Raw genomic sequence first — 18,328 nt, 5'->3', positions numbered from 1 at the left:
TCACCCTGTCCGGGCCCCCAGCCCTGGACGGGGTGACCGGCCGGACCCGGCGAACCGGCCGCTACCGGTCGTTCACCAGGCCGCCCCGACCGCCTTCGACGTCGGCGTCCCACAGCGGTGTCTCCGACTCGGCATAGGGCTCATCGATCACGTGCACCGCGGCTTCCTCGGCGCTGGCGCCACCCCCGTCGACCCCGACGTCCCTGCCCACGGAGTCCGCCTCGACATCCTCGCCGAAGCCGTCGTTGGTGTCGACGAGCCGCCCGGCCCGCAGGTCGCGGTCGAACCCCCGCCGGGTCAGCTCGTCCTCGTCGCCGTAGGGGGCGGGATCTTCGTCGGACGAGAGGTCGGGCTCCTCCTCGGCGAGCCGCTGCGCGAGCGACTCGCCCGCGTGCTCCTCGGCTGCGGTGGTCCCGAAGCGGTTGGCGCCCGACCACCGATCGCTCGCCACGATCCCGACGTCGAGCGGGTCCTCGACACCGTCCTCGAGGGTGTCGGAACCGTCGAGGACGCCGTCGTCCTCGATGTCGTCGTACTGCTGCACCTCGTAGCTACCGGCATCGGCGCTCATGGGGAACCTCTCAAAGGGTGGCGCGATCGTTGCTCAGCTGCCGATGTTACTCACTTCCGCGGCTGGGCCACCGCGCGGCCGATCCGGGTCACGGCTCGTGCCCGAAGGGGCGAAGCGGGAACTCCCGTCGCAGGCCCGTTCACCTGGCGCGGGCGAGGTGGTTTTATGGGCGCCATGGCGAACCCGGTGATCCTGACCGTCGACGACGATCCGGTGGTGTCCCGGGCGGTCGCCCGCGACGTCCGCCGCCGGTACGGCGACCGCTACCGCGTGGTGCGGGCGAACTCCGGGCCGGAGGCCCTGGACGCGCTGCGCGAGATCAAGCTACGCAGCGAGCAGGTGGCGCTGCTGCTGGCCGACCACCGGATGCCCGAGATGACCGGCATCGAGTTCCTCGAGGCGGCGATGGACCTCTTCCCGGCCGCCCGCCGGGTGCTGCTGACCGCGTACGCGGACACCGACGCCGCCATCGACGCGATCAACGTGGTCGACCTCGACCACTACCTGCTCAAGCCGTGGCATCCGCCGGAGGAGAAGCTCTACCCGGTGCTGGACACCCTGCTCGACGCCTGGGCGGCCAGCCCGGACGCCGCCCTGGCCGAGCTCCGGGTGGTGGGGCACCGCTGGTCCGCGCCGTCGTTCACGGTCCGCGACTTCCTCGCCCGCAACCTGGTGCCGTACCGCTGGCTGCTGGTGGACGAGCCGGAGGGCGCCCGGCTGCTCGACGCGGCCGGGGCGACCGAGGCGGACCTGCCGCTGGTGGTGACCGCCGAGGGCAAGACCCTGGTGGCGCCGACCCAGACGGAGCTGGCCGCAGTGGCCGGGCTCACAGTGGCGCCGGCGACGGACTTCTACGACCTGGTGGTGGTCGGCGGCGGCCCCGCCGGACTCGGCTCAGCGGTGTACGGGGCGTCGGAGGGGCTGCGGACGGTGCTGGTGGAACGCCGCGCCACCGGCGGCCAGGCCGGGCAGAGCAGCCGGATCGAGAACTACCTCGGCTTCCCCGACGGGGTCTCCGGCGCCCAGCTCACCGACCGGGCCCGGCGGCAGGCGACGAAGTTCGGCGCCGAGCTGCTGAGCACCCGCGAGGTGGTGGGGCTGAGCGCCGCCGGGTCGGCCCGACTGCTGCGCTTCGACGACGGCGGCGAGATCGCCGCCCACACGGTGGTCCTCGCCACCGGGGTGTCGTACCGGGTGCTCGACGCGCCCGGATTGTCGGACTTCACCGGCCGGGGCGTCTTCTACGGCAGCACCGCCACCGAGGCGCCGAGCTGCGTCGACCAGGACGTCTACATCGTCGGCGGGGCCAACTCGGCCGGCCAGGCCGCGGTGCACTTCTCGCGGTACGCCTCCCGGGTCCACCTGCTGATCCGGGGCGCCGACCTCACCGCCTCGATGTCCCGCTACCTCATCGACCAGCTGGAACGGATCGACCAGATCACCGTGCACCCGCACACCACGGTGGTCGGCGGCGCGGGCGCGGACCACCTGCGGGAGCTGACCCTCTGCGACGCCCGTACCGGGCAGACCCGGACCGTGCCGACGTCCTGGCTGTTCATCTTCATCGGCGCGGAACCCCGCACCGACTGGCTGGACGGACTGCTGGTCCGCGACCCGCGGGGCTTCATCGTCACCGGCCCCGATCTCCTCGCCGGCGGGCGACGCCCCGCCGGCTGGCCGCTCTCCCGCGACCCGTACCACCTGGAGACCAGCGTGCCCGGGGTGTTCGCCGCGGGCGACGTCCGGGCCCAGTCGGTCAAACGGGTCGCCTCCGCCGTCGGCGAGGGAGCGATGGCCGTGTCCCTCGTGCACCGCTACCTGGAGGCGCAGTGACCACCCCGGCCGACCGGCTCACCCCCGACGAGCTGCGCACCCTGTTCCTCTTCGCGGCGCTCGACGACGGCCAGCTCGCCTGGCTGGCCGAGCACGGACGGGTGGAGCAGCGCGCCGGTGGGACCGTCGTGTACGGCGAGGGCGAGGCCGCGACCTGCTTCTTCGTCCTGCTGCGCGGGACGGTCTCGCTGCACCGGCGGGTGGGCGGCGACGACGTCGAGGTCAGCCGGACCGACCAGCGCGGCGTGTACGGCGGCGCGACCCAGGCGTACCTGGACGACCAGGTCGAGCAGGTCTACCGCAACTCCATGCGGGCGGTGACCGACGCGGACTTCTTCGTCCTGCCCGCGGAGCACTTCGCGCACGCCCTGCGCTCCTGGTTCCCGATGGCGATGCACCTGCTGGAGGGGCTGTTCTTCGGCATGCGGGACAGCCAGGCGATCGTGGGTGAACGGGAGCGGCTGCTCGCCCTCGGCTCGCTGTCCGCGGGCCTGACCCACGAGCTGAACAACCCGGCCGGCGCGGCCGTCCGGGCCACCTCGGTGCTGCGGGACCGGGTCGCCGGGATGCGGCACAAGCTCGCGCTCATCGCCGACGGCCGGCTGGACGGCCGTGCGTTGCAACGGCTGGTGGAGTTGCAGGAGGAGGCGGTGGCCCGGGTGGCGACCGCACCGAAGCTGTCCCCGATGGCCGCCTCCGACGCCGAGGACGCGGTGACCGACTGGCTGGACGAACACGAGGTACGCGGCGGCTGGGACCTCGCGCCGACCCTGGTCGCCGGCGGGCTGGACGCCGCCTGGCTGGACCGGGTGCAGCCGGCGGTGGGCCGGGCGGACCTGGAGTCGGCGGTGCGCTGGCTGACCTACACCGTGGACACCGAGCTGCTGATCCGCGAGATCGGGGACGCGGTCACCCGGATCTCCGGCCTGGTCGGCGCCGCCAAGCAGTACTCCCAGCTCGACCGCGCGCCGTTCCAGGTCGTCGACGTGCACGACCTGCTGGACGCCACCCTGGTGATGTTCAAGGCGAAGATCCCCGCCGACGTCCGGGTGGTCAGGGAGTACGACCACGCGCTGCCGCCGGTGCCCGCGTACGCGGCCGAGCTGAACCAGGTCTGGACGAACCTGATCGATAACGCGCTGGGCGCCATGGGTGACCGGGGCGTGCTGACGCTGCGTACCGGACGCGCGGGCGACCAGCTGGTGGTGGAGGTGGCGGACACCGGCCCGGGCATTCCGCCCGAGATCCGCCCGCGCATCTTCGAGCCGTTCTTCACCACCAAGCCGGTCGGCACCGGCACCGGACTCGGGCTGGACATCTCGTACCGGATCGTGGTGCGCAAGCACCACGGCGACATCCGGGTCGAGTCCGCGCCCGGGATGACCGTCTTCCGCGTGCTGCTCCCCCTGCCCACCCGGCGTCCCGCGGGCACGCCCGGCGGCGGGTGACCACCTCCTAATCGCCGGCGGCTCGCATCTCCTCTTCGGACAGACCCCGGCGCCAGTACCCGGCGAAGGTCACGTGCCGGCGGTTCAGCCCGCGCTCGCCCACCAGGTGCCGCCGGACCGCCCGGACCATCCCCGCCTCGCCGGCGACCCAGGCGTACGGGGTCGTGGTCGGCAGGTCAACGGCACGCAGGGCGGGCAGCAGCGCGACCCGACGCCCCGCGCGGAAGACCCAGGTCACCTCGACCTCGGCCGCCGTGGGCAACGGCCGCAGGTCGGCCGGGTCCGGCGCCTCGACGAGGACCCGGGCGCGGGTGCCCGCGGGCAGCCAGGCCAGGATCCGCTCGACGGCGGGCAGCGCGGTCTCGTCGGCGACCAGCAGCACCCCGTCGGTGTCGGCGGGCGGGCGGAAACGGACGGTGCGCTCGTCGCGCACCGCCGGACCGAGCAGGACCACCCGGTCGCCGGGCCCGGTCCGCCCGGCCCAACGGGACGCCGGGCCGGTGTCGCCGTGCCGGACGAGGTCGATGTCCACCTCGGTCCGCTCCGGGCGGTGCTCCCGGATGGTGTACGAGCGCATCACCGCGCGGACGGCGGGGTCCATGGCGCGCCAGGCGGTGAACCAGTCCTCCTCCGTCTCCGGGGGCAGCACCGGCTCGAGCTGACCGGGGTGCGGGAGGAAGAGGGAGACGCTCTGGTCGCGTCCGCCGCCGGCGAAGCCGGCCAGCCCGTCGCCGCCGAGGGTGACCCGGACCAGGGAGGCGCCGACGCGCCGGGTGCCGACGACGACCGCTGGGTAGCAGCGGTACCGGGGCGGGGCCGGTGCCAGGGCGGTGCTCATCCGGCGACCTTCTTCGCGCCCCGGATGGCGGTGGCGAGGTTCTCCAGCAGCGGGGCGGCGCCGGCGTAGGAGAAGCGGGGCACCGCGTCCCACGGGGCGACCTGGCCGGCGCGCACGGCGGGCAGCTGCGCCCAGGTCGGCTTCCGGGCGAGGTCGGCGGCCTGCAACGCGGTGCCGCGGTTGTCCAGCAGGATCAGGTCGGCCGGGAACTTCCCGGCGTTCTCCCAGCTGAGCGACTCGAAGTAGTCGCCCTGCGCCAGCTTCGTGGGCACGACGATGTCGACGCCCAGCTCGGCGAAGTACATCAGGTCGGTGCTGATCTTCGGGTTGGAGACGTAGAACAGATCGGGGCTGCCGGAGGCGGCGAGCACCCGGATTCCCGGGTTGGCCTTGACCGCCGCCCGGACCGCGTCGCCGGCGGCGGCGAAGCGGGCCCGGGCGTCGGTGACCTTCTTGGCCGACAGGTCGGCGCCGAGGGACTCGGCGAGCTGCGCGTACCGCTCGATGGGGCGGGTCATCGGAACCCGGGCGGTGGTCAGGGCGACGGTGGGCGCGAGCGGGAGGATCTTCGCCCGGCTCTCGTCCGGCACGTACCAGAGCGCGCCCGGGTCGTACATGTGGGTGACCAGCAGGTCGGGTCGGAGGGTCGCGTACCGCTCCAGGTTGAACTCGCCCCACGCGTTGCCGAGGATCTCGACGCCTTCGACGTCGAGGTCGCCGGCCTGCGGGTCGCGGCTGCCGTCGGCGCGCCGGGTCTCGCCGAACACGCCGGCGATCTGCTCGTCCAGTCCGAAGTCGACGAGCGCGGCGGCGACGCCGGTGAAGGCGACGATCCGCGCGGGACGGCTGGCCGCGCTGACCTTCTCGCCGCGGTCGTCGGTGAAGGACCAGGGGCCGCCGGTGGGCTTCGCGACGGGTGCGGCGGGATCGCCGCCGCGTCCGCAGCCGGCGAGCAGCGCGGCGAGGCCGGCGCCGGCGGCGAGCAGCCCACGACGGGTGACGGTGGATTCGAGCATGGCGAGGTCCTTCGGTACGGGTCGGGATGACCATGGACAGCGGAGTTAGGTTAGCCTAACCTAAAGCGCTGTCAAGAAGGTCTGCATCGGAGTCCGCCCTGTCCCCCACCCGTACCGCCCCGCCCCCGACGACACCGCCGGCGGCCCGGGCGCCCCGCCGCACCGCCCGCCGGCTCGCGGGTCTCGCGCTGAGCCTGCTGCTGCTCGCCGTGGTGGCCGGGCTCAGCATCGCCGTCGGGGCGAAACAGCTCTCCCCCGCCGAGGTGTGGCACGGCCTGCTGCGACCCGACTCCCCCGAGTACGCCGTCGTGCACCGGATGCGCCTGCCCCGTACGCTGCTCGGCCTCGTCGCCGGCGCGGCGCTCGGCGTCGCCGGCGCGGTCACCCAGACGCTGACCCGCAACCCGCTGGCCGACCCCGGCCTGCTCGGCATCAACGCCGGCGCCTCCGCCGCGGTCGCCACCGCCACCGCCGTCCTGGGCGTCGCGTCCGGCGACATCTGGTACGCGCTGCTCGGCGCCGCCGTCGTCACCGTCGCCGTGTACGCGGTCGGCGGTGGTCGCGGTGCCACCCCCACCCGGTTGGCCCTCGCCGGCGCGGCCCTCAACGCCGTCCTCTACTCGTACGTCAGCGCGGTGATGCTGCTCGACGCGGCGTCGCTGGAGCGGCTGCGGTTCTGGACCGTCGGCTCGCTCGCCGACGCGCGCGACGACACCGTCCCGCGGGTGCTCCCCTTCGTCGCCGTCGGACTGCTGGTCGCGCTGGTCAGCGCCCGCCCGCTTGACGCGCTCGCCCTCGGCGATGACTCCGCCCGGACCCTTGGCGCCCGCCCCGGCGCCATCCGGGCGGCGGCCATCGTGGCGGTCACCCTGCTGTGCGGGGCGGCGACGTCGGCGTGCGGGCCGCTGGTCTTCGTCGGGTTGCTGGTGCCGCACCTGGTCCGGGCGCTCACCGGGCCGGACCTGCGCTGGTCGCTGCCGTACTGCGCGGTGCTCGCGCCGGTGCTGCTGCTCGCCGCCGACCTGACCGGTCGGGTGCTGGGCCGCCCCGGCGAACTGCCGGTGGGCACGATGACCGGGGTGCTGGGCGGCCTGGTCTTCCTGCACCTGGTCCGCCGGGGAGCGCGCCGATGATCGTGCTGCGCCTGCCGGGCGGTCTGTCGCTGCGCCTGCGGGCCCGGACGCTCGCCGTCGGCGCCGGGATCACGCTGCTCGCCCTCGCCCTCGCCGCGCTCGCCCTGGCCGGCGGCGACCAACTCCTCCCCCTGGCCGACGTGCTGCGCGCCCTGACCGGCGGGGGCGCACCGGCCGACCGGTTCATCGTCCTCGACCTGCGGCTGCCCCGGCTCGCCACCGCCCTCGGCGTCGGGGCGGCCCTCGGCCTGGCCGGCGCGGTGTGCCAGGCGCTGCTCCGCAATCCACTCGGCAGCCCCGACGTGCTCGGCTTCACCCAGGGCGCGGCGACCGGCGGGCTGACCGTGGTGGTGCTGGGCGGCAGCAGCCTCGCCCTGGGCGCCGCCGCCGTCGCCGGCGGACTCGCCACCGGCGCCGCGGTGTACGCGCTCGCCGGGCGGCCCGGCCTGTCCGGCCACCGGCTGGTGCTGGTCGGCATCGGCGTCACGGCGATCCTCGCCGGGGTGAACGGCTTCCTGCTGACCCGGGCGCCACTGACGGACGCCGCCCGGGCCACCCTCTGGCTCACCGGCAGCCTGGATGGGCGGGGCTGGGTGAACGCGCTGCCCCTGCTGGCGGCGCTGGCCCTGCTCGGGCCGGCCGTCCTCGCCGCCGGGCGTGCGCTGGGCGTGACCGGGATGGGCGAGGACCTGGCCACGACGCTCGGCGTACCGGTGCGATGGCTGCGGCCGCTGCTGCTCGCGGCGGCGGTCGCGCTGGTGTCGCTCGCCGCGGCCGCCGCCGGACCGGTGTCGTTCGTCGCGCTCACCGCGCCGCACCTGGCCCGCCGGCTGACCCGGGCGCCGGGACCGAACCTGCTGCCGGCCACCCTGCTCGGCGCGGCGCTGCTGGTCGCCGCCGACCAGTTCGCGCAGCACGCAGTCACCGGGCACCAACTGCCGGTGGGCGTGGTGACCGGGGTGATCGGCGGTGGGCACCTGGTCTGGCTGCTGACCACCGAACGTCGAGCCGGGCGGCTGTGACCCGCCCCCACGAGAACGGAGCACCACCCATGCGCGCCGACACCCCCCGGCTGGTCGGCCGGGCGATGACCCTCGCGTACGAGCGGCGGACCGTCGCCGAGGACCTGACGGTGCCCGTACCCGACGGCTCGTTCACCGTGATCATCGGTCCCAACGCGTGCGGCAAGTCCACGCTGCTGCGCGCGCTCGCCCGGCTGCTCCGCCCCGCCGCCGGCGCGGTCCTGCTCGACGGCGCGGACATCCACCGCCGCGGCACCCGCGAGGTCGCCCGGGTCCTCGGCATGCTGCCGCAATCCTCCGTCGCCCCGGACGGCATCACCGTCGCCGACCTCGTCGCTCGCGGTCGCCACCCGCACCAGGGACTGCTGCGCCAGTGGTCCCGCGACGACGAGCGGATCGTCGCCGGGGCGATGGCCGACACCGGCGTGGCCGACCTCGCCGACCGGCCGGTCGACCAGCTCTCCGGCGGGCAGCGGCAGCGGGTGTGGATCGCCATGGCGCTCGCCCAGCAGACCCCGCTGCTGCTGCTGGACGAGCCGACGACGTACCTGGACATCGCCCACCAGGTCGAGGTCCTGGACCTGTGCGCCCGGCTCCACGAGGAGCAGGGGCGCACCCTGGTGGCGGTGCTGCACGACCTCAACCAGGCCGCCCGCTACGCCACCCACCTGGTGGCCATGCGCGACGGCGCGGTGGTCGCCGCCGGGGAGCCGCGCCGGGTGGTGACCGCCGCCCTGGTCGAGGAGGTGTTCGGGCTGCCCTGCCGGGTCATCGACGACCCCGAGACCGGGACGCCGCTGGTCGTGCCCGCCGCCCGCCGCCGGGTCGGCCCGGCGCCGGCGTAACGCTCCGCCGATCCGTCGACCCCGATGTAGGTTCCGGTCGAACAAGGGAAGGAGCCGGCGATGCCGGTGACCGCAGGAGAGTTCCGGGAGTGGCTCAGCCAGTTCCCCCCGGATACGCCGATCCCGCCCCCGTTTCGCTCGCCCCGCGCGGCCGCACCGAGGTTTCCGCAACGGGTGCTCAGGGGAAACGCTGCCGCGCGACGAGGTCCAGCATTTCGTCTACCGAGCCGGCCGGGTCAGCGACCGGGAACTGCACCGCGCGCACCACGGCGTCCGGGTCGAGCAGCAGGGTGAGCCGCTTGAGCCGGTCCACCCCGCCGGCCCGGAAGGTCGGTAGGAGCAAGCCGGCGGCGAGCCGGCCGTCCTGGTCGGAGAGCAGCGGGTACGGCAGCCGGGCGTGCTCCGCGAACGCGCGCAGCTGGTCGGGGCGCTGGGTGCTCACCCCGCGCACCTCGGCGCCGGCGGCCCGGAAGAGGTCGTGCCGGTCGGCGTACGTGCGGGACTCGAGGGTGCAGCCGACGGCGCCGGGGATGTCCTCCCAGCCGGGTGGCAGGCCCTGGGCGCCGGGGGCGAAGGCCCCAGGGAAGAGGTAGAGCACGGTCCAGCTGCCGGGCACGGCTGGGGCGTCCTCGCCACCGTCGTGCCGGGCCAGGGTCATCGTCGGTACCCGTCGGCCGACCAGCTGGTGTACGCGGCGAGCCTCGGCGGAGTCCGCGTCGGCGGTGGCGGTGAGGTCGCCGGCGCCCATGACGTGCCGGGTGCCCCAGCCCTGCAGGGCGACCAGCACCGGCAGCAGGCCCTCCCCCTTGGCCGTGAGCAGGTAGTCGTGACGCGGCGGGTGCGCCGAGTACGGCTGGCGGCGAAGCACGCCGTGCTCGACCAGCGCGCCGAGGCGTTCGGTCAGTGCCCGGCGGCTGACGCCCAGCTCCCGTTGCAGGGCGTCGAACCGGGTGGTGCCGCCGGCGATGTCGCGGACGATCAGCACGGTCCACCAGTCGCCGAGCACGCTGAGGGCCTGCGCGATGCCGCAGTCGGCGTCGCCGAGATCCGTCCGCTTCACCTGCCACCTCCCGCCCGGTCGCCCTCGTCGACTATAGTCCGTTTCAGATTGGAACTCACCGCCTCGTGAACGGGGGTCGACGGCATGACCGTCAGGCAGGGGGCCGGAGTGTTCTGGCGCTGGTGGACCGCCGGCACGACCAGCTCGGTCGGGTCGGCGGTCGGCGCGGTGGCGCTGCCGCTGACCGCCCTGACCGTGCTGGACGCGTCCGCGTTCGAGATGGGTCTGATCGCCGCCGCGAGCTACGTCGCCTGGTTGGTGGTCGGGCTGCCCGCCGGCGTCATCGTGCAGCGGCTGCCGCTGCGCGGCGCCCAGGTCGGCGCCGACCTCGCCCGCGCCGTGGCGGTGGCGTCCATCCCCGTCGCCTGGTGGTGGGGCTGGCTGACCGTCGCCCAACTGGTCGTCGTGGCGCTGGTTGTCAGCTTCGCCAACGTGCTCTTCGACGTCGCCAACGCCACCTTCCTGCCGGCCCTCTTCGGCCGGGAGCAGTTGCATGCCCGCAACAGCCTCACCTCCGCCACGCACGCCGCCACCCAGCTCAGCGGCCCCGCCCTGGGCGGGCTCGCGGTGCAGGCGCTCGGCGCGGTGCCGACGGTGCTGGTCGACGCGGCCAGCTACCTGGTCTCGGCCGCGCTGCTGCGCTCGCTGCCGGCCCGGCGGGTCGACGCCCCGGACCGGTGGCCCCCGCTGGCCGAGATGATCGGTGAGGGCTGGCGCTACGTGACGCGCCACCCGGTGATGGGGCCGACCATGTGGACGGCCACGGCGGTGAACTTCGTCTGCGGCGCCCAACTCGCCGTCTACCCGTTCTACCTGGTCCGGGAGCTGCACGCGCTGGTCGGCGTCCTGCTGGCCGTGGAGGGCGTCGGGTCGTTGGTGGGCGCCACGTTCACCCCGTGGATCACCCGCCGGTGGGGCACGGCCCGCTCCCTCGTGGTGGCCTGCCTGGTCGCCGTCGGCGGCGCGTTCGCCGTCCCGGTGGGTGTCGCCTGGCCGGCGTACCTTGCCTTCACGGTCGGCAACGTGGCCTTCGCCGGCGGCGTGGTGGTGCTCAGCGTGACCACCCGCACCTACCGACAGACCGCGAGCCCACCGGAGCTGCTCTCCCGGGTGATGGCCACGGTCCGGTTCGTCTCCTGGGGCGCCATCCCGGTCGGCGGGCTGGCCGCCGGCGCCCTCGCCGGGCTGGTCGGTGCCCGGGTCACCCTCTTCGCCTTCGCCGGGGCGGCAGTGCTGGCCCCGCTGGCCCTGCTCCTCTCCCCCGTCCGCAGTCTGCGCGACCTGACCGACCTGGCGGTCGACGGACCGACCGCGCGGGAACGCGTGGCAGCCGCGCCCTGACGTCGCCGCGCCCCCGCCGTACTGTTTCTGCCCTACCGAGCGGTGGGCGACACCTCGACGCCGGGTTCCTCAGCCATCCGCGACGACACGGCGATGACGAACACGAGTGGCACGATCAGCAGTGCCGGTGACCACGCGGACAGGTGTACAGCCACCAGGGCACCGACAGCGGCGCCGCTCATCAGGGCCGCCAGGACCTGAGCCTTGGGCCGCAAGCCACGCCAAGGGGTCCGAGCGGCAACACCGGCGATCAGGCTCGTGAGCGTGCCTGTCAGGTATGTGGAGGAGAGGCCCGGTACGCCGAACCGCTGGATGGCACTGCTCTGCACGCCCAGCGCCGCTGCCGACAGCATCAGGAGAGCAAGATCGACGTGCTCCGAGCGGTTGGCAGGGTTGAGCTCCCAGACGACGAGAAAGACGACGAACACCAGGAGTTCCAGGACGAGCGCCCGGGTGACCCGACCCGGCCAGACGGGGTCGCCCGGCTGCGCCGAACCGGCGAGTCGGGCTCCCGCGAGGACTCCGGCGATGAAGCTGACGATGGCGCAGCCTGACGTCAGGGCCAGATCTGCTTCGCCTCTGCCCGCGGAGAGCCCGAGCAGGACCATGTTGCCCGTCATCACGCTCGAGAAGGCGCCACCCAGGGAGAGGAAGCCAACGGCGTCGGCGCAGCCGGTCAGGAACGTGAGCACGACAACGAGGGCCTGCCTTCGCCTCAGCAGATCCGGGTTTCCTCTCGCTGTGACGCGGAAGCGCATGACGCGGGGCATTGTTCTCAACACTGTCGGCTGTCCTCCACAAATTGTTCTTCGTATACACTTCGGCTGGACGTTCATGGAGAGGCGATCAGGTGGCTGAAGACCTGCGGGACAAGCTCGGTGCTCAACACCTGCCGCTACGCGACCAGGTCCTCGCCGCCCTACGGACCGCGATCATCAATGGCGACTACCCTCCCGGTGAGCGGCTGACCGAGGACCGGTTGGCCGAGGACTTCGGCGTCTCGCGCAACCCGGTCCGGGAGGCACTGCGCGTCGCAGAGGCAGAGGGTTTCGTCGTGATCCTGCCCAGACGAGGGGCGGTTGTCGCCTCCCCCAGCAGCGGAACCATCGCCGACATGTTCGCCGTGCGCGAGCGCCTGGAGGCGCTGGCCGCCCGGCTGGCGGCCGAGCGGGCGACGGCGGCGGACGTGGCCGCCCTGAGGGCGCTGCTGGAGCAGGGCCGCGAGGCGACGGAGCAGCAGGACCTGCGGCGGGTCGCCGAACTGAACACGGCCCTGCACCTGCGCATCCTCCGGATCAGCGGAAACCCCTGGCTGTCATCGATCGCCAAGGCGCTGTACCTCCATGTGCAATGGGTCTTCCGGCTGGGCGCCGCGGAACGAGCACCCCACTCGTGGAGCGAGCACATTCAGCTGGTGGACGCCATCGAGTCGGGTGACGGTGAGCGAGCCGAGCAGGCCGCGCTCTCCCACCTCGACGCGGCATCCGCGGCCGCCTACGAGAACGCCGAAGGCGGGTACGGAGCCCACTAGTGGTCAACGGCCGCAGGCATAGCCCTGCATGCCCCGCGGGTTCGCCCCGGCCCCGAGCACACCCGTAGCCGGGTCGCGGGTCACGGCGCAGAGCCGGCCGAGGCTCCACGAGCCGGAGAGCCGTACCTCATGCCCGTACGCGCGCAGTGCCGTCAGGACATCCTCGTCCAGGCGGTCCTCCAGCACCAGGACGGCGGGCTCGAAGTCGCGCGGGTAGAACGACGCCGGCAGGCTGGTGGTGTGCCACATGGGCGCGTCGATGGCCTCCTGCAGGGCCCGACCTCCCGCGAGATGGCGAAGCAGGAACAGCAGTTGCCATTGATCCTGCTGGTCGCCGCCGGGGGTGCCGCACGCCAGTACGGGCGCGCCGTCGCGGTGCACCATCGTCGGGCTCAGGGTGGTACGGGGTCGGCGCCCCGGGGCAAGCGACGAGGCGAGACCTTCCTCGAGCCAGAACATCTGGAGTCGGCTGCCGAGGGGGAAGCCGAGGTCCGGAATGGTGGGAGAGCTCTGCAGCCAGCCGCCGCTCGGGGTGGCGGAGATCATGTTGCCCCAGCGGTCGACCACGTCGACGTGACAGGTGTCGCCGCGGGTCACGCCGTCCGGCTTCACCGTCGGCTCGCCCGTCGTGGGATCCACCACGTCGGCCCGACGTCCGGCACTCCGTTGGGCATGGGCAGGGAGGCGGGGTTCCGCTCCATCGGGACGCCCCGGTCGTAGCTCCGCCGACGCCCGTCCTCCGATCAGACCTGCCCGCTCCCGCGCGTACTCCCTGGAGAGGAGCGCCTTCACGGGCACGTCGATGCCATCGCCGTACCAGGCCTCGCGGTCGGCGAAAGCGAGCTTGAGCGCTTCGGCCTGGGCGTGGATGCCGCGAGCGGTTGACGGGTCGTACGCGTGGGGGTCGTCGAGCGCGTCGAGGACCGACAGCGTCTCCAGCAGCACCGGGCCCTGGCCCCAGAAACCGGTCTTCGCCACCGAGTAGCCGTTCCAGTCGAGGGTTACCGGCTCCTCCCAGGTCGCAGAGTAGGCAGCCAGGTCCGCGCCGGTGACGAGGCCGGCGTGGGGACGCCCGCTGGAGTCCTGGAACGGTTCCCGAGAGAACCGGTCGATCGCCTCGGCGACGAAACCTTCACCCCAGGCACGACGTGCGGCGTCGATCTGCGCCTCGCGGTCGGAGCCGCCTGTCTGTCCGGCCTTGACCAGTCTTTGAAGAGTCCGCGCGTAGGCCGGGTTGGCGAACATCTCGCCCGCCGCCGGCGGCTTGCCGTTGCGCAGCCAGAGCTCCGCAGAGGTCTGCCAGTGCTCCTCGAACAGCGATTGCACGGCTGCCACGGTGTCGCCGACCCTGCCGATCAGCGGATGGCCGGCGCCGGCGTATCCGATCGCCGGCTCCAGCACCTCCTCCAGGAAGAGCGTGCCGTGGTCCCGCAGCAGGAGGAGCCAGGCGTCCACGGCGCCGGGCACGGCCGCCGCGAGCGGGCCGGATCCCGGGATCAGGTCCATCCCGAGGGACCGGAAGCGCTCGATGGTCGCACCGGCGGGCGCGGGCCCCTGCCCACACAGCACCTTCGGGGCCGGGTCCTGGGCCGTCGCGACGATGGCGGGCACCTCACCGGCCGGCCCGTTGAGGTGTGGTTCCACGACGTGCAGGACGAACCCGGCGGTGACGGCCGCGTCGAAGGCGTTCCCACCGCGCTCGAGGACCCCCATGGCGGCCTGGCTCGCGAGCCAGTGCGTCGAGGACACCATCCCGAAGGTTCCCTGCAGGGTGGGCCTGGTCGTGAACGTCATGAAAGCACCTCACTGTTGTCAGCGGTCCGGACGTCAGGCCGGGTGCCGTCCGGCTGAACCAGGTGGCACGCGGCCTTCCCGCCACCGGTCTCAACCTGCGCCGGCACCTCCGTCGCGCACCTGTCGAACGCGAGCGGGCACCGGGTGCGGAAGCGGCAGCCGGAGGGAGGGTCCAGGGCGGACGGCAGGTCGTCGCCGAGCAGGACCGGCTGACGCTGCCGTTGGCGGACCGGGTCGGCCACCGGTGCGGCCGCCAGCAGCGCCTGTGTGTAGGGATGGGCGGGTCGCGTGAAGATCTGCTCACGTGAGCCCGTCTCGACGAGTTGCCCGAGGTACATGACGGCGATCTCGTCCGCCAGGTACTCCACCGCGGACAGGTCGTGGGTGATGAAGAGGCAGGCGAACCCGATGTCCCGCTGCAGGTCGGCCAGGAGGTTGAGCACCGACGCCTGCACCGACACGTCGAGCGCGCTCGTGGGTTCGTCCGCGATGAGCAGCGTTGGCTCGGAGATCAGCGCCCGGGCGATGCTGACCCGTTGGCGTTGCCCTCCGGAGAGCTCATGGGGATAGCGGCGCGCCACTTCGGCCCGCAGGCCCACCCTCCCGAGTTCCGTGGCGACGCGCGCCTCCCGGTCGCGTCGCGAGATCCGCTCACCCGACAGACGCAACGGCTCAGCCACCACGTCGCCCACCAGCATGCGCGGATCCAGCGAGCCGGCGGGGTCCTGGAAGACGATGGACACCTCACTTCGGTGCCGACGTAGCTGTCGCCGGGACAGATGGGTGACATCGGTCCCGCCTATCCTGACCACGCCGGCGGTGGGCTCCACGAGCCTCACCACGCACCGGCCCACCGTCGACTTCCCGGAGCCGCTCTCGCCCACCAGCGCCGTGACCCGGCCCTTCGGAATGGCGAGGGACACACCGTCCACAGCTCGCACCGGCCCGAAGTGCATCACCAGGTCCTCGAGTTCGAGGGCGTTCGGCTGCGGCGTCATATCTCCGTCTCCTGAGGCTGCGTCCGAGGTGCCGGGCAGGGGTGCCAACATGCCGCGAGGTGGTCCTTCGCCGCGAACGCGCCTCCGGTCCCGACCACCTCGAGGGGCGGGGCGGACTCACGGCACTGCGAGTCGGCGGCCGGGCACCGGTCCGCGAACGTGCACGCGTCGGGCTGGCTTGACAGGACGGGCACGAGGCCGGGGATCTCCTGCAGCCGCGCGGTGCCGGCATGCTTTCCCGGGGTCGGTGAGGCCGACAGCAGCCCGGCCGTGTACCGGTGCAACGGATGTGCGAACAGGTCGGTGACCTGCGCCCGTTCCACCACCCGCCCGGCGTACATGACGACGACGCGGTCCGCGACGTCGGCGATCACGCCGAGGTCGTGCGTGATGACGAGGATGGTCGTGCCCAGCCTGTCGCGCAGGTCGCGGAGCACCTGGAGGATGCCGGCCTGGACCGTGACGTCCAAGGCGGTGGTCGGTTCGTCGGCCACCAGCACCTTCGGGCCGCAGGCCACCGCCATCGCGATCATCACCCGCTGGCGCATGCCTCCGGAGAGCTGATGCGGGTAGTTGTCGACACGTTTCGAGGCGGACGGGATCCCGACGAGCGACAGCAACTCCACGGCCCGCGCCCGAGCGGCCGGCCTCGACATCCGCTCGTGAACCTGCAGCACCTCACCGATCTGGCGCCCGACGGTGAGCACCGGGTTCAAGGACGTCATCGGTTCCTGGAAGATGTAGGCGATCTCCTTACCGCGCACTCGGCGCAGCACCGACTCCCGGGTGCCGACCAGCTCGGTTCCCCTCAGCCGCACCGAACCGGAGATCCGGGCGCTGCTCGGCAGCAGGCCCGCGATGCTCATCGCGGTGACGCTCTTGCCGCAGCCTGACTCGCCCACCATGCCGACGATCTCCCCGGGGGCGAGATCCAGACTTACCCGGTCGACCGCCGAGACCGTCCCGCCCTCGGTCGTGAACGAGACCGAAAGATCGCGTATCTCCAGCACGGGTGCGCCGAGCACGGAGGAGGCGGTGCCCGGGCGTTCCACCGTGGTCATCACCGGTCTCCCTTCGGGTCGAGGGCGTCACGAAGGGCGTCACCGAAGACGTTGAACGCCAGTGCCAGGATCATGATCACCACACCAGGGAAGATCGCTGCCCACGGGGCGCGGGCGGCGAACTGCTGAGCAGTGGCCAGCATGGTTCCCAGGCTGGGGGCCGGGGGCTGAATGCCGAGGCCGAGGAACGACAGCACCGCCTCTCCCAGGATCGCCGCCGGGATCGCGACCGTGGCCTGCACCAGGATCACCGACGTGGCATTGGGCAGGATGTGCCGGGCGAGCACCCACAGGTCGCTCGCACCGTCCACGACGGCCGCGGCGACGAAATCCAGCGACTTGAGCCGCAGCGTGTCCGAGCGCACCACGCGGATCACCCCCGGGATCTGCGCGATCCCGATGGCCACGGCGGCGTTGCCGAGGCTGGCGCCCCGGATGGCGGCCAACCCAACTGCCATGATCAGGAACGGGAACGTGAGCAGGAGGTCGGTGAACCGTGAGATCACCGCGTCCCATGCCCGGAAATAGCCCGCCGCGAGCCCGAGCGGCACGCCGATGATCAGAGAGGTGGCCACCGCCAGGAGTCCCACCTCGAGGGACGCTCGTGCCCCCAGCATGATGCGGGACAGGACGTCACGGCCCAGGTCGTCGGTTCCCAGGACGTGTCCGGGAGTGCCCGGAGGCGAGAACGTGTGCCCAAAGTCGGTCTGCTCGACGGAATAGGGGGCGATCCAGGGCGACAGCAGGGCGACGACGGCCGCGAGCGCCAGCACGACGAAGCTCACCACGGCGAGAGGGTTCCTTCTCAACCGTCTGAGGACCCGGGTGCGCCGAGTGAGGCTGGCAGGCCCGGCTTCCGCCAGCGGAACGGTGAGGACGGTCATGCCGGATCCCCCGTCACACGAATTCGTGGGTCGATGACCGAGTAGAGCAGGTCAACGAAGAAATTGATCACGATGTAGGCCGTCGCGGTGAGCAGGACGACAGCCTGGATCACCGGGTAGTCCCGCTGGAACACCGCATCGATGGTCATCTTGCCGAAGCCCGGGAGCCCGAAGATCTGCTCGGTGACGACCGCGCCGGATATCAGGCCTCCGAGTTGGAGGCCCACGATCGTCACCACCACGATGAGGCTGTTCCGGAGAGCATGCCGGGTGATGACCGCTCGCGGCCGAAGCCCCTTCGCCTTCGCCGTACGCACGTAGTCCGAGGAGAGCGAGTCCAACATCGCGGATCGCGTCTGTCGCATGATGATGGCGGCGAGCCCCGTACCGAGAATCACGGCCGGCAGGACGATGTGGTGCAGGTTGTCCACCGGATCCTGCAGGAGCGGCACGAAACCGGAGGCCGGAAACAGCCCCGTCGCCACGGAGAGGTAGAGGATCGCGAGCAGTCCGAGCCAGAAGTGCGGCACCGACAGACCCACCAGTGCCAGTCCGTTGGCCAACCACTCCGCCGGGTGCCCGCGGCGTACCGCCGCGAGCACACCGGCGCCGACGCCCAGCACCGCGGCGATGAGGATCGCCAGGACGGAGAGCTCGGCCGTCACGGGCAGGGCGGTCGTGAGCATCGACGAAACCGGCGTCCCGGTTCGGATCGAGACCCCGAAGTCCCCTTGCACAGCGCGTTCCACGTACTGCGCGAACTGGAGTGGCAGCGGCTGGTCCAGCCCGTAGTGGTGACGGATGGCCTCCAGCGCCTCGGGCGACCGGTCCTCCCCTGCCAGTGCGAGCGCCGGGTCCCCGGGCAGGGCCCGCACGCCGAGGAACACCACGACGGTCGACAACAACAGGGTCAGCGCTGACTGCCAGGCGCGCCTGAGTAGGTAGCGGATCAC

The 18,328-nt window shown here is 72.8% G+C and carries 17 protein-coding genes; 7 read left to right on the top strand and 10 right to left on the bottom strand.

Annotated features, from left to right (window positions below):
- Nucleotides 1-61: 61 nt before the first annotated feature.
- On the bottom strand, nt 62-571 hold the full coding sequence (locus ACFOYX_RS07605) for a DUF5709 domain-containing protein (protein ID WP_322440416.1): 510 nt from the start codon (nt 569-571) through the stop codon (nt 62-64).
- A gap of 174 nt (nt 572-745) precedes the next feature.
- Between ACFOYX_RS07605 and ACFOYX_RS07600 the strand changes: the two genes are divergently transcribed.
- The gene (locus ACFOYX_RS07600; RefSeq protein ID WP_109803898.1) at nt 746-2,404 is read left to right on the top strand and encodes an FAD-dependent oxidoreductase; all 1,659 of its coding nucleotides are present in this window, start codon (nt 746-748) and stop codon (nt 2,402-2,404) included.
- Complete coding sequence (locus ACFOYX_RS07595; protein WP_322440417.1) at nt 2,401-3,852, top strand: ATP-binding protein; 1,452 nt, start codon at nt 2,401-2,403, stop codon at nt 3,850-3,852. Before ACFOYX_RS07600 ends, ACFOYX_RS07595 begins: the two co-directional genes overlap by 4 nt.
- Before the next feature lie 7 nt (nt 3,853-3,859).
- Here ACFOYX_RS07595 and ACFOYX_RS07590 read toward each other — a convergent pair whose 3' ends face one another.
- Nucleotides 3,860-4,690 (bottom strand): siderophore-interacting protein, encoded by an 831-nt coding sequence (locus tag ACFOYX_RS07590; protein WP_322440418.1) that lies wholly within the window; start codon nt 4,688-4,690, stop codon nt 3,860-3,862.
- Nucleotides 4,687-5,706, bottom strand: coding sequence for an ABC transporter substrate-binding protein (locus ACFOYX_RS07585; protein ID WP_109803816.1), 1,020 nt, complete (start codon nt 5,704-5,706; stop codon nt 4,687-4,689). Before ACFOYX_RS07585 ends, ACFOYX_RS07590 begins: the two co-directional genes overlap by 4 nt.
- Before the next feature lie 68 nt (nt 5,707-5,774).
- Between ACFOYX_RS07585 and ACFOYX_RS07580 the strand changes: the two genes are divergently transcribed.
- From ACFOYX_RS07580 to ACFOYX_RS07570, 3 genes are all read left to right on the top strand, one after another.
- Nucleotides 5,775-6,839: an iron ABC transporter permease gene (locus ACFOYX_RS07580; protein WP_322440507.1), complete on the top strand. Its 1,065-nt coding sequence runs from the start codon at nt 5,775-5,777 to the stop codon at nt 6,837-6,839.
- Nucleotides 6,836-7,861: an iron chelate uptake ABC transporter family permease subunit gene (locus ACFOYX_RS07575; RefSeq protein WP_322440419.1), complete on the top strand. Its 1,026-nt coding sequence runs from the start codon at nt 6,836-6,838 to the stop codon at nt 7,859-7,861. Before ACFOYX_RS07580 ends, ACFOYX_RS07575 begins: the two co-directional genes overlap by 4 nt.
- A gap of 65 nt (nt 7,862-7,926) precedes the next feature.
- Nucleotides 7,927-8,706: an ABC transporter ATP-binding protein gene (locus tag ACFOYX_RS07570; protein ID WP_375373464.1), complete on the top strand. Its 780-nt coding sequence runs from the start codon at nt 7,927-7,929 to the stop codon at nt 8,704-8,706.
- A 178-nt stretch (nt 8,707-8,884) separates the two neighbouring features.
- Here the strand turns inward: ACFOYX_RS07570 and ACFOYX_RS07565 are convergent, their stop codons facing one another.
- Nucleotides 8,885-9,766: a winged helix-turn-helix transcriptional regulator gene (locus ACFOYX_RS07565; RefSeq protein ID WP_322440420.1), complete on the bottom strand. Its 882-nt coding sequence runs from the start codon at nt 9,764-9,766 to the stop codon at nt 8,885-8,887.
- Between the two features lie 84 nt (nt 9,767-9,850).
- Between ACFOYX_RS07565 and ACFOYX_RS07560 the strand changes: the two genes are divergently transcribed.
- Nucleotides 9,851-11,107 (top strand): MFS transporter, encoded by a 1,257-nt coding sequence (locus ACFOYX_RS07560; protein ID WP_322440421.1) that lies wholly within the window; start codon nt 9,851-9,853, stop codon nt 11,105-11,107.
- 32 nt (nt 11,108-11,139) lie between these two features.
- Here ACFOYX_RS07560 and ACFOYX_RS07555 read toward each other — a convergent pair whose 3' ends face one another.
- Nucleotides 11,140-11,799, bottom strand: coding sequence for a YoaK family protein (locus ACFOYX_RS07555; protein WP_161557940.1), 660 nt, complete (start codon nt 11,797-11,799; stop codon nt 11,140-11,142).
- A 158-nt stretch (nt 11,800-11,957) separates the two neighbouring features.
- On the opposite strand from ACFOYX_RS07555, the gene ACFOYX_RS07550 reads away from it, so the two are divergent.
- Nucleotides 11,958-12,638 carry a GntR family transcriptional regulator gene (locus ACFOYX_RS07550; RefSeq protein WP_236648201.1) on the top strand — a complete coding sequence of 227 codons (681 nt, stop codon included), beginning with the start codon at nt 11,958-11,960 and terminating at the stop codon, nt 12,636-12,638.
- 3 nt (nt 12,639-12,641) lie between these two features.
- On the opposite strand, the gene ACFOYX_RS07545 is transcribed toward ACFOYX_RS07550, so the two are convergent.
- Genes ACFOYX_RS07545 through ACFOYX_RS07525 form a run of 5 tightly spaced genes read right to left on the bottom strand, consistent with a single transcriptional unit; the run spans nt 12,642 to nt 18,328 of the window.
- Nucleotides 12,642-14,432 (bottom strand): gamma-glutamyltransferase family protein, encoded by a 1,791-nt coding sequence (locus ACFOYX_RS07545; RefSeq protein ID WP_322440422.1) that lies wholly within the window; start codon nt 14,430-14,432, stop codon nt 12,642-12,644.
- Nucleotides 14,429-15,430 (bottom strand): oligopeptide/dipeptide ABC transporter ATP-binding protein, encoded by a 1,002-nt coding sequence (locus tag ACFOYX_RS07540; protein ID WP_322440508.1) that lies wholly within the window; start codon nt 15,428-15,430, stop codon nt 14,429-14,431. The genes ACFOYX_RS07545 and ACFOYX_RS07540 overlap by 4 nt, the downstream gene beginning before the upstream one ends.
- The gene (locus ACFOYX_RS07535) at nt 15,427-16,491 is read right to left on the bottom strand and encodes an ABC transporter ATP-binding protein (protein WP_322440423.1); all 1,065 of its coding nucleotides are present in this window, start codon (nt 16,489-16,491) and stop codon (nt 15,427-15,429) included. The genes ACFOYX_RS07540 and ACFOYX_RS07535 overlap by 4 nt, the downstream gene beginning before the upstream one ends.
- Nucleotides 16,491-17,375 carry an ABC transporter permease gene (locus ACFOYX_RS07530; RefSeq protein ID WP_322440424.1) on the bottom strand — a complete coding sequence of 295 codons (885 nt, stop codon included), beginning with the start codon at nt 17,373-17,375 and terminating at the stop codon, nt 16,491-16,493. The genes ACFOYX_RS07535 and ACFOYX_RS07530 overlap by 1 nt, the downstream gene beginning before the upstream one ends.
- Nucleotides 17,372-18,328: an ABC transporter permease gene (locus tag ACFOYX_RS07525; RefSeq protein ID WP_200213248.1), complete on the bottom strand. Its 957-nt coding sequence runs from the start codon at nt 18,326-18,328 to the stop codon at nt 17,372-17,374. Before ACFOYX_RS07525 ends, ACFOYX_RS07530 begins: the two co-directional genes overlap by 4 nt.

Origin of the sequence: Micromonospora sp. GCM10011541, from assembly GCF_042650725.1 — a bacterium.
Classification (GTDB): domain Bacteria; phylum Actinomycetota; class Actinomycetes; order Mycobacteriales; family Micromonosporaceae; genus Micromonospora; species Micromonospora sicca.
Note: the sequence above shows the minus strand (reverse complement) of the source record. Positions and strands in the feature narration are given on the sequence as shown.

Bases quoted from the DNA above. Each gene is read 5' to 3' on its own strand.
- ACFOYX_RS07605 (WP_322440416.1), bottom strand. From the start codon at position 571: ATGAGCGCCGATGCCGGTAGCTACGAGGTGCAGCAGTACGACGACATC.
- ACFOYX_RS07600 (WP_109803898.1), top strand. From the start codon at position 746: ATGGCGAACCCGGTGATCCTGACCGTCGACGACGATCCGGTGGTGTCC.
- ACFOYX_RS07590 (WP_322440418.1), bottom strand. From the start codon at position 4,690: ATGAGCACCGCCCTGGCACCGGCCCCGCCCCGGTACCGCTGCTACCCA.
- ACFOYX_RS07585 (WP_109803816.1), bottom strand. From the start codon at position 5,706: ATGCTCGAATCCACCGTCACCCGTCGTGGGCTGCTCGCCGCCGGCGCC.
- ACFOYX_RS07575 (WP_322440419.1), top strand. From the start codon at position 6,836: ATGATCGTGCTGCGCCTGCCGGGCGGTCTGTCGCTGCGCCTGCGGGCC.
- ACFOYX_RS07570 (WP_375373464.1), top strand. From the start codon at position 7,927: ATGACCCTCGCGTACGAGCGGCGGACCGTCGCCGAGGACCTGACGGTG.
- ACFOYX_RS07560 (WP_322440421.1), top strand. From the start codon at position 9,851: ATGACCGTCAGGCAGGGGGCCGGAGTGTTCTGGCGCTGGTGGACCGCC.
- ACFOYX_RS07545 (WP_322440422.1), bottom strand. From the start codon at position 14,432: ATGACGTTCACGACCAGGCCCACCCTGCAGGGAACCTTCGGGATGGTG.
- ACFOYX_RS07540 (WP_322440508.1), bottom strand. From the start codon at position 15,430: ATGACGCCGCAGCCGAACGCCCTCGAACTCGAGGACCTGGTGATGCAC.
- ACFOYX_RS07535 (WP_322440423.1), bottom strand. From the start codon at position 16,491: ATGACCACGGTGGAACGCCCGGGCACCGCCTCCTCCGTGCTCGGCGCA.
- ACFOYX_RS07530 (WP_322440424.1), bottom strand. From the start codon at position 17,375: ATGACCGTCCTCACCGTTCCGCTGGCGGAAGCCGGGCCTGCCAGCCTC.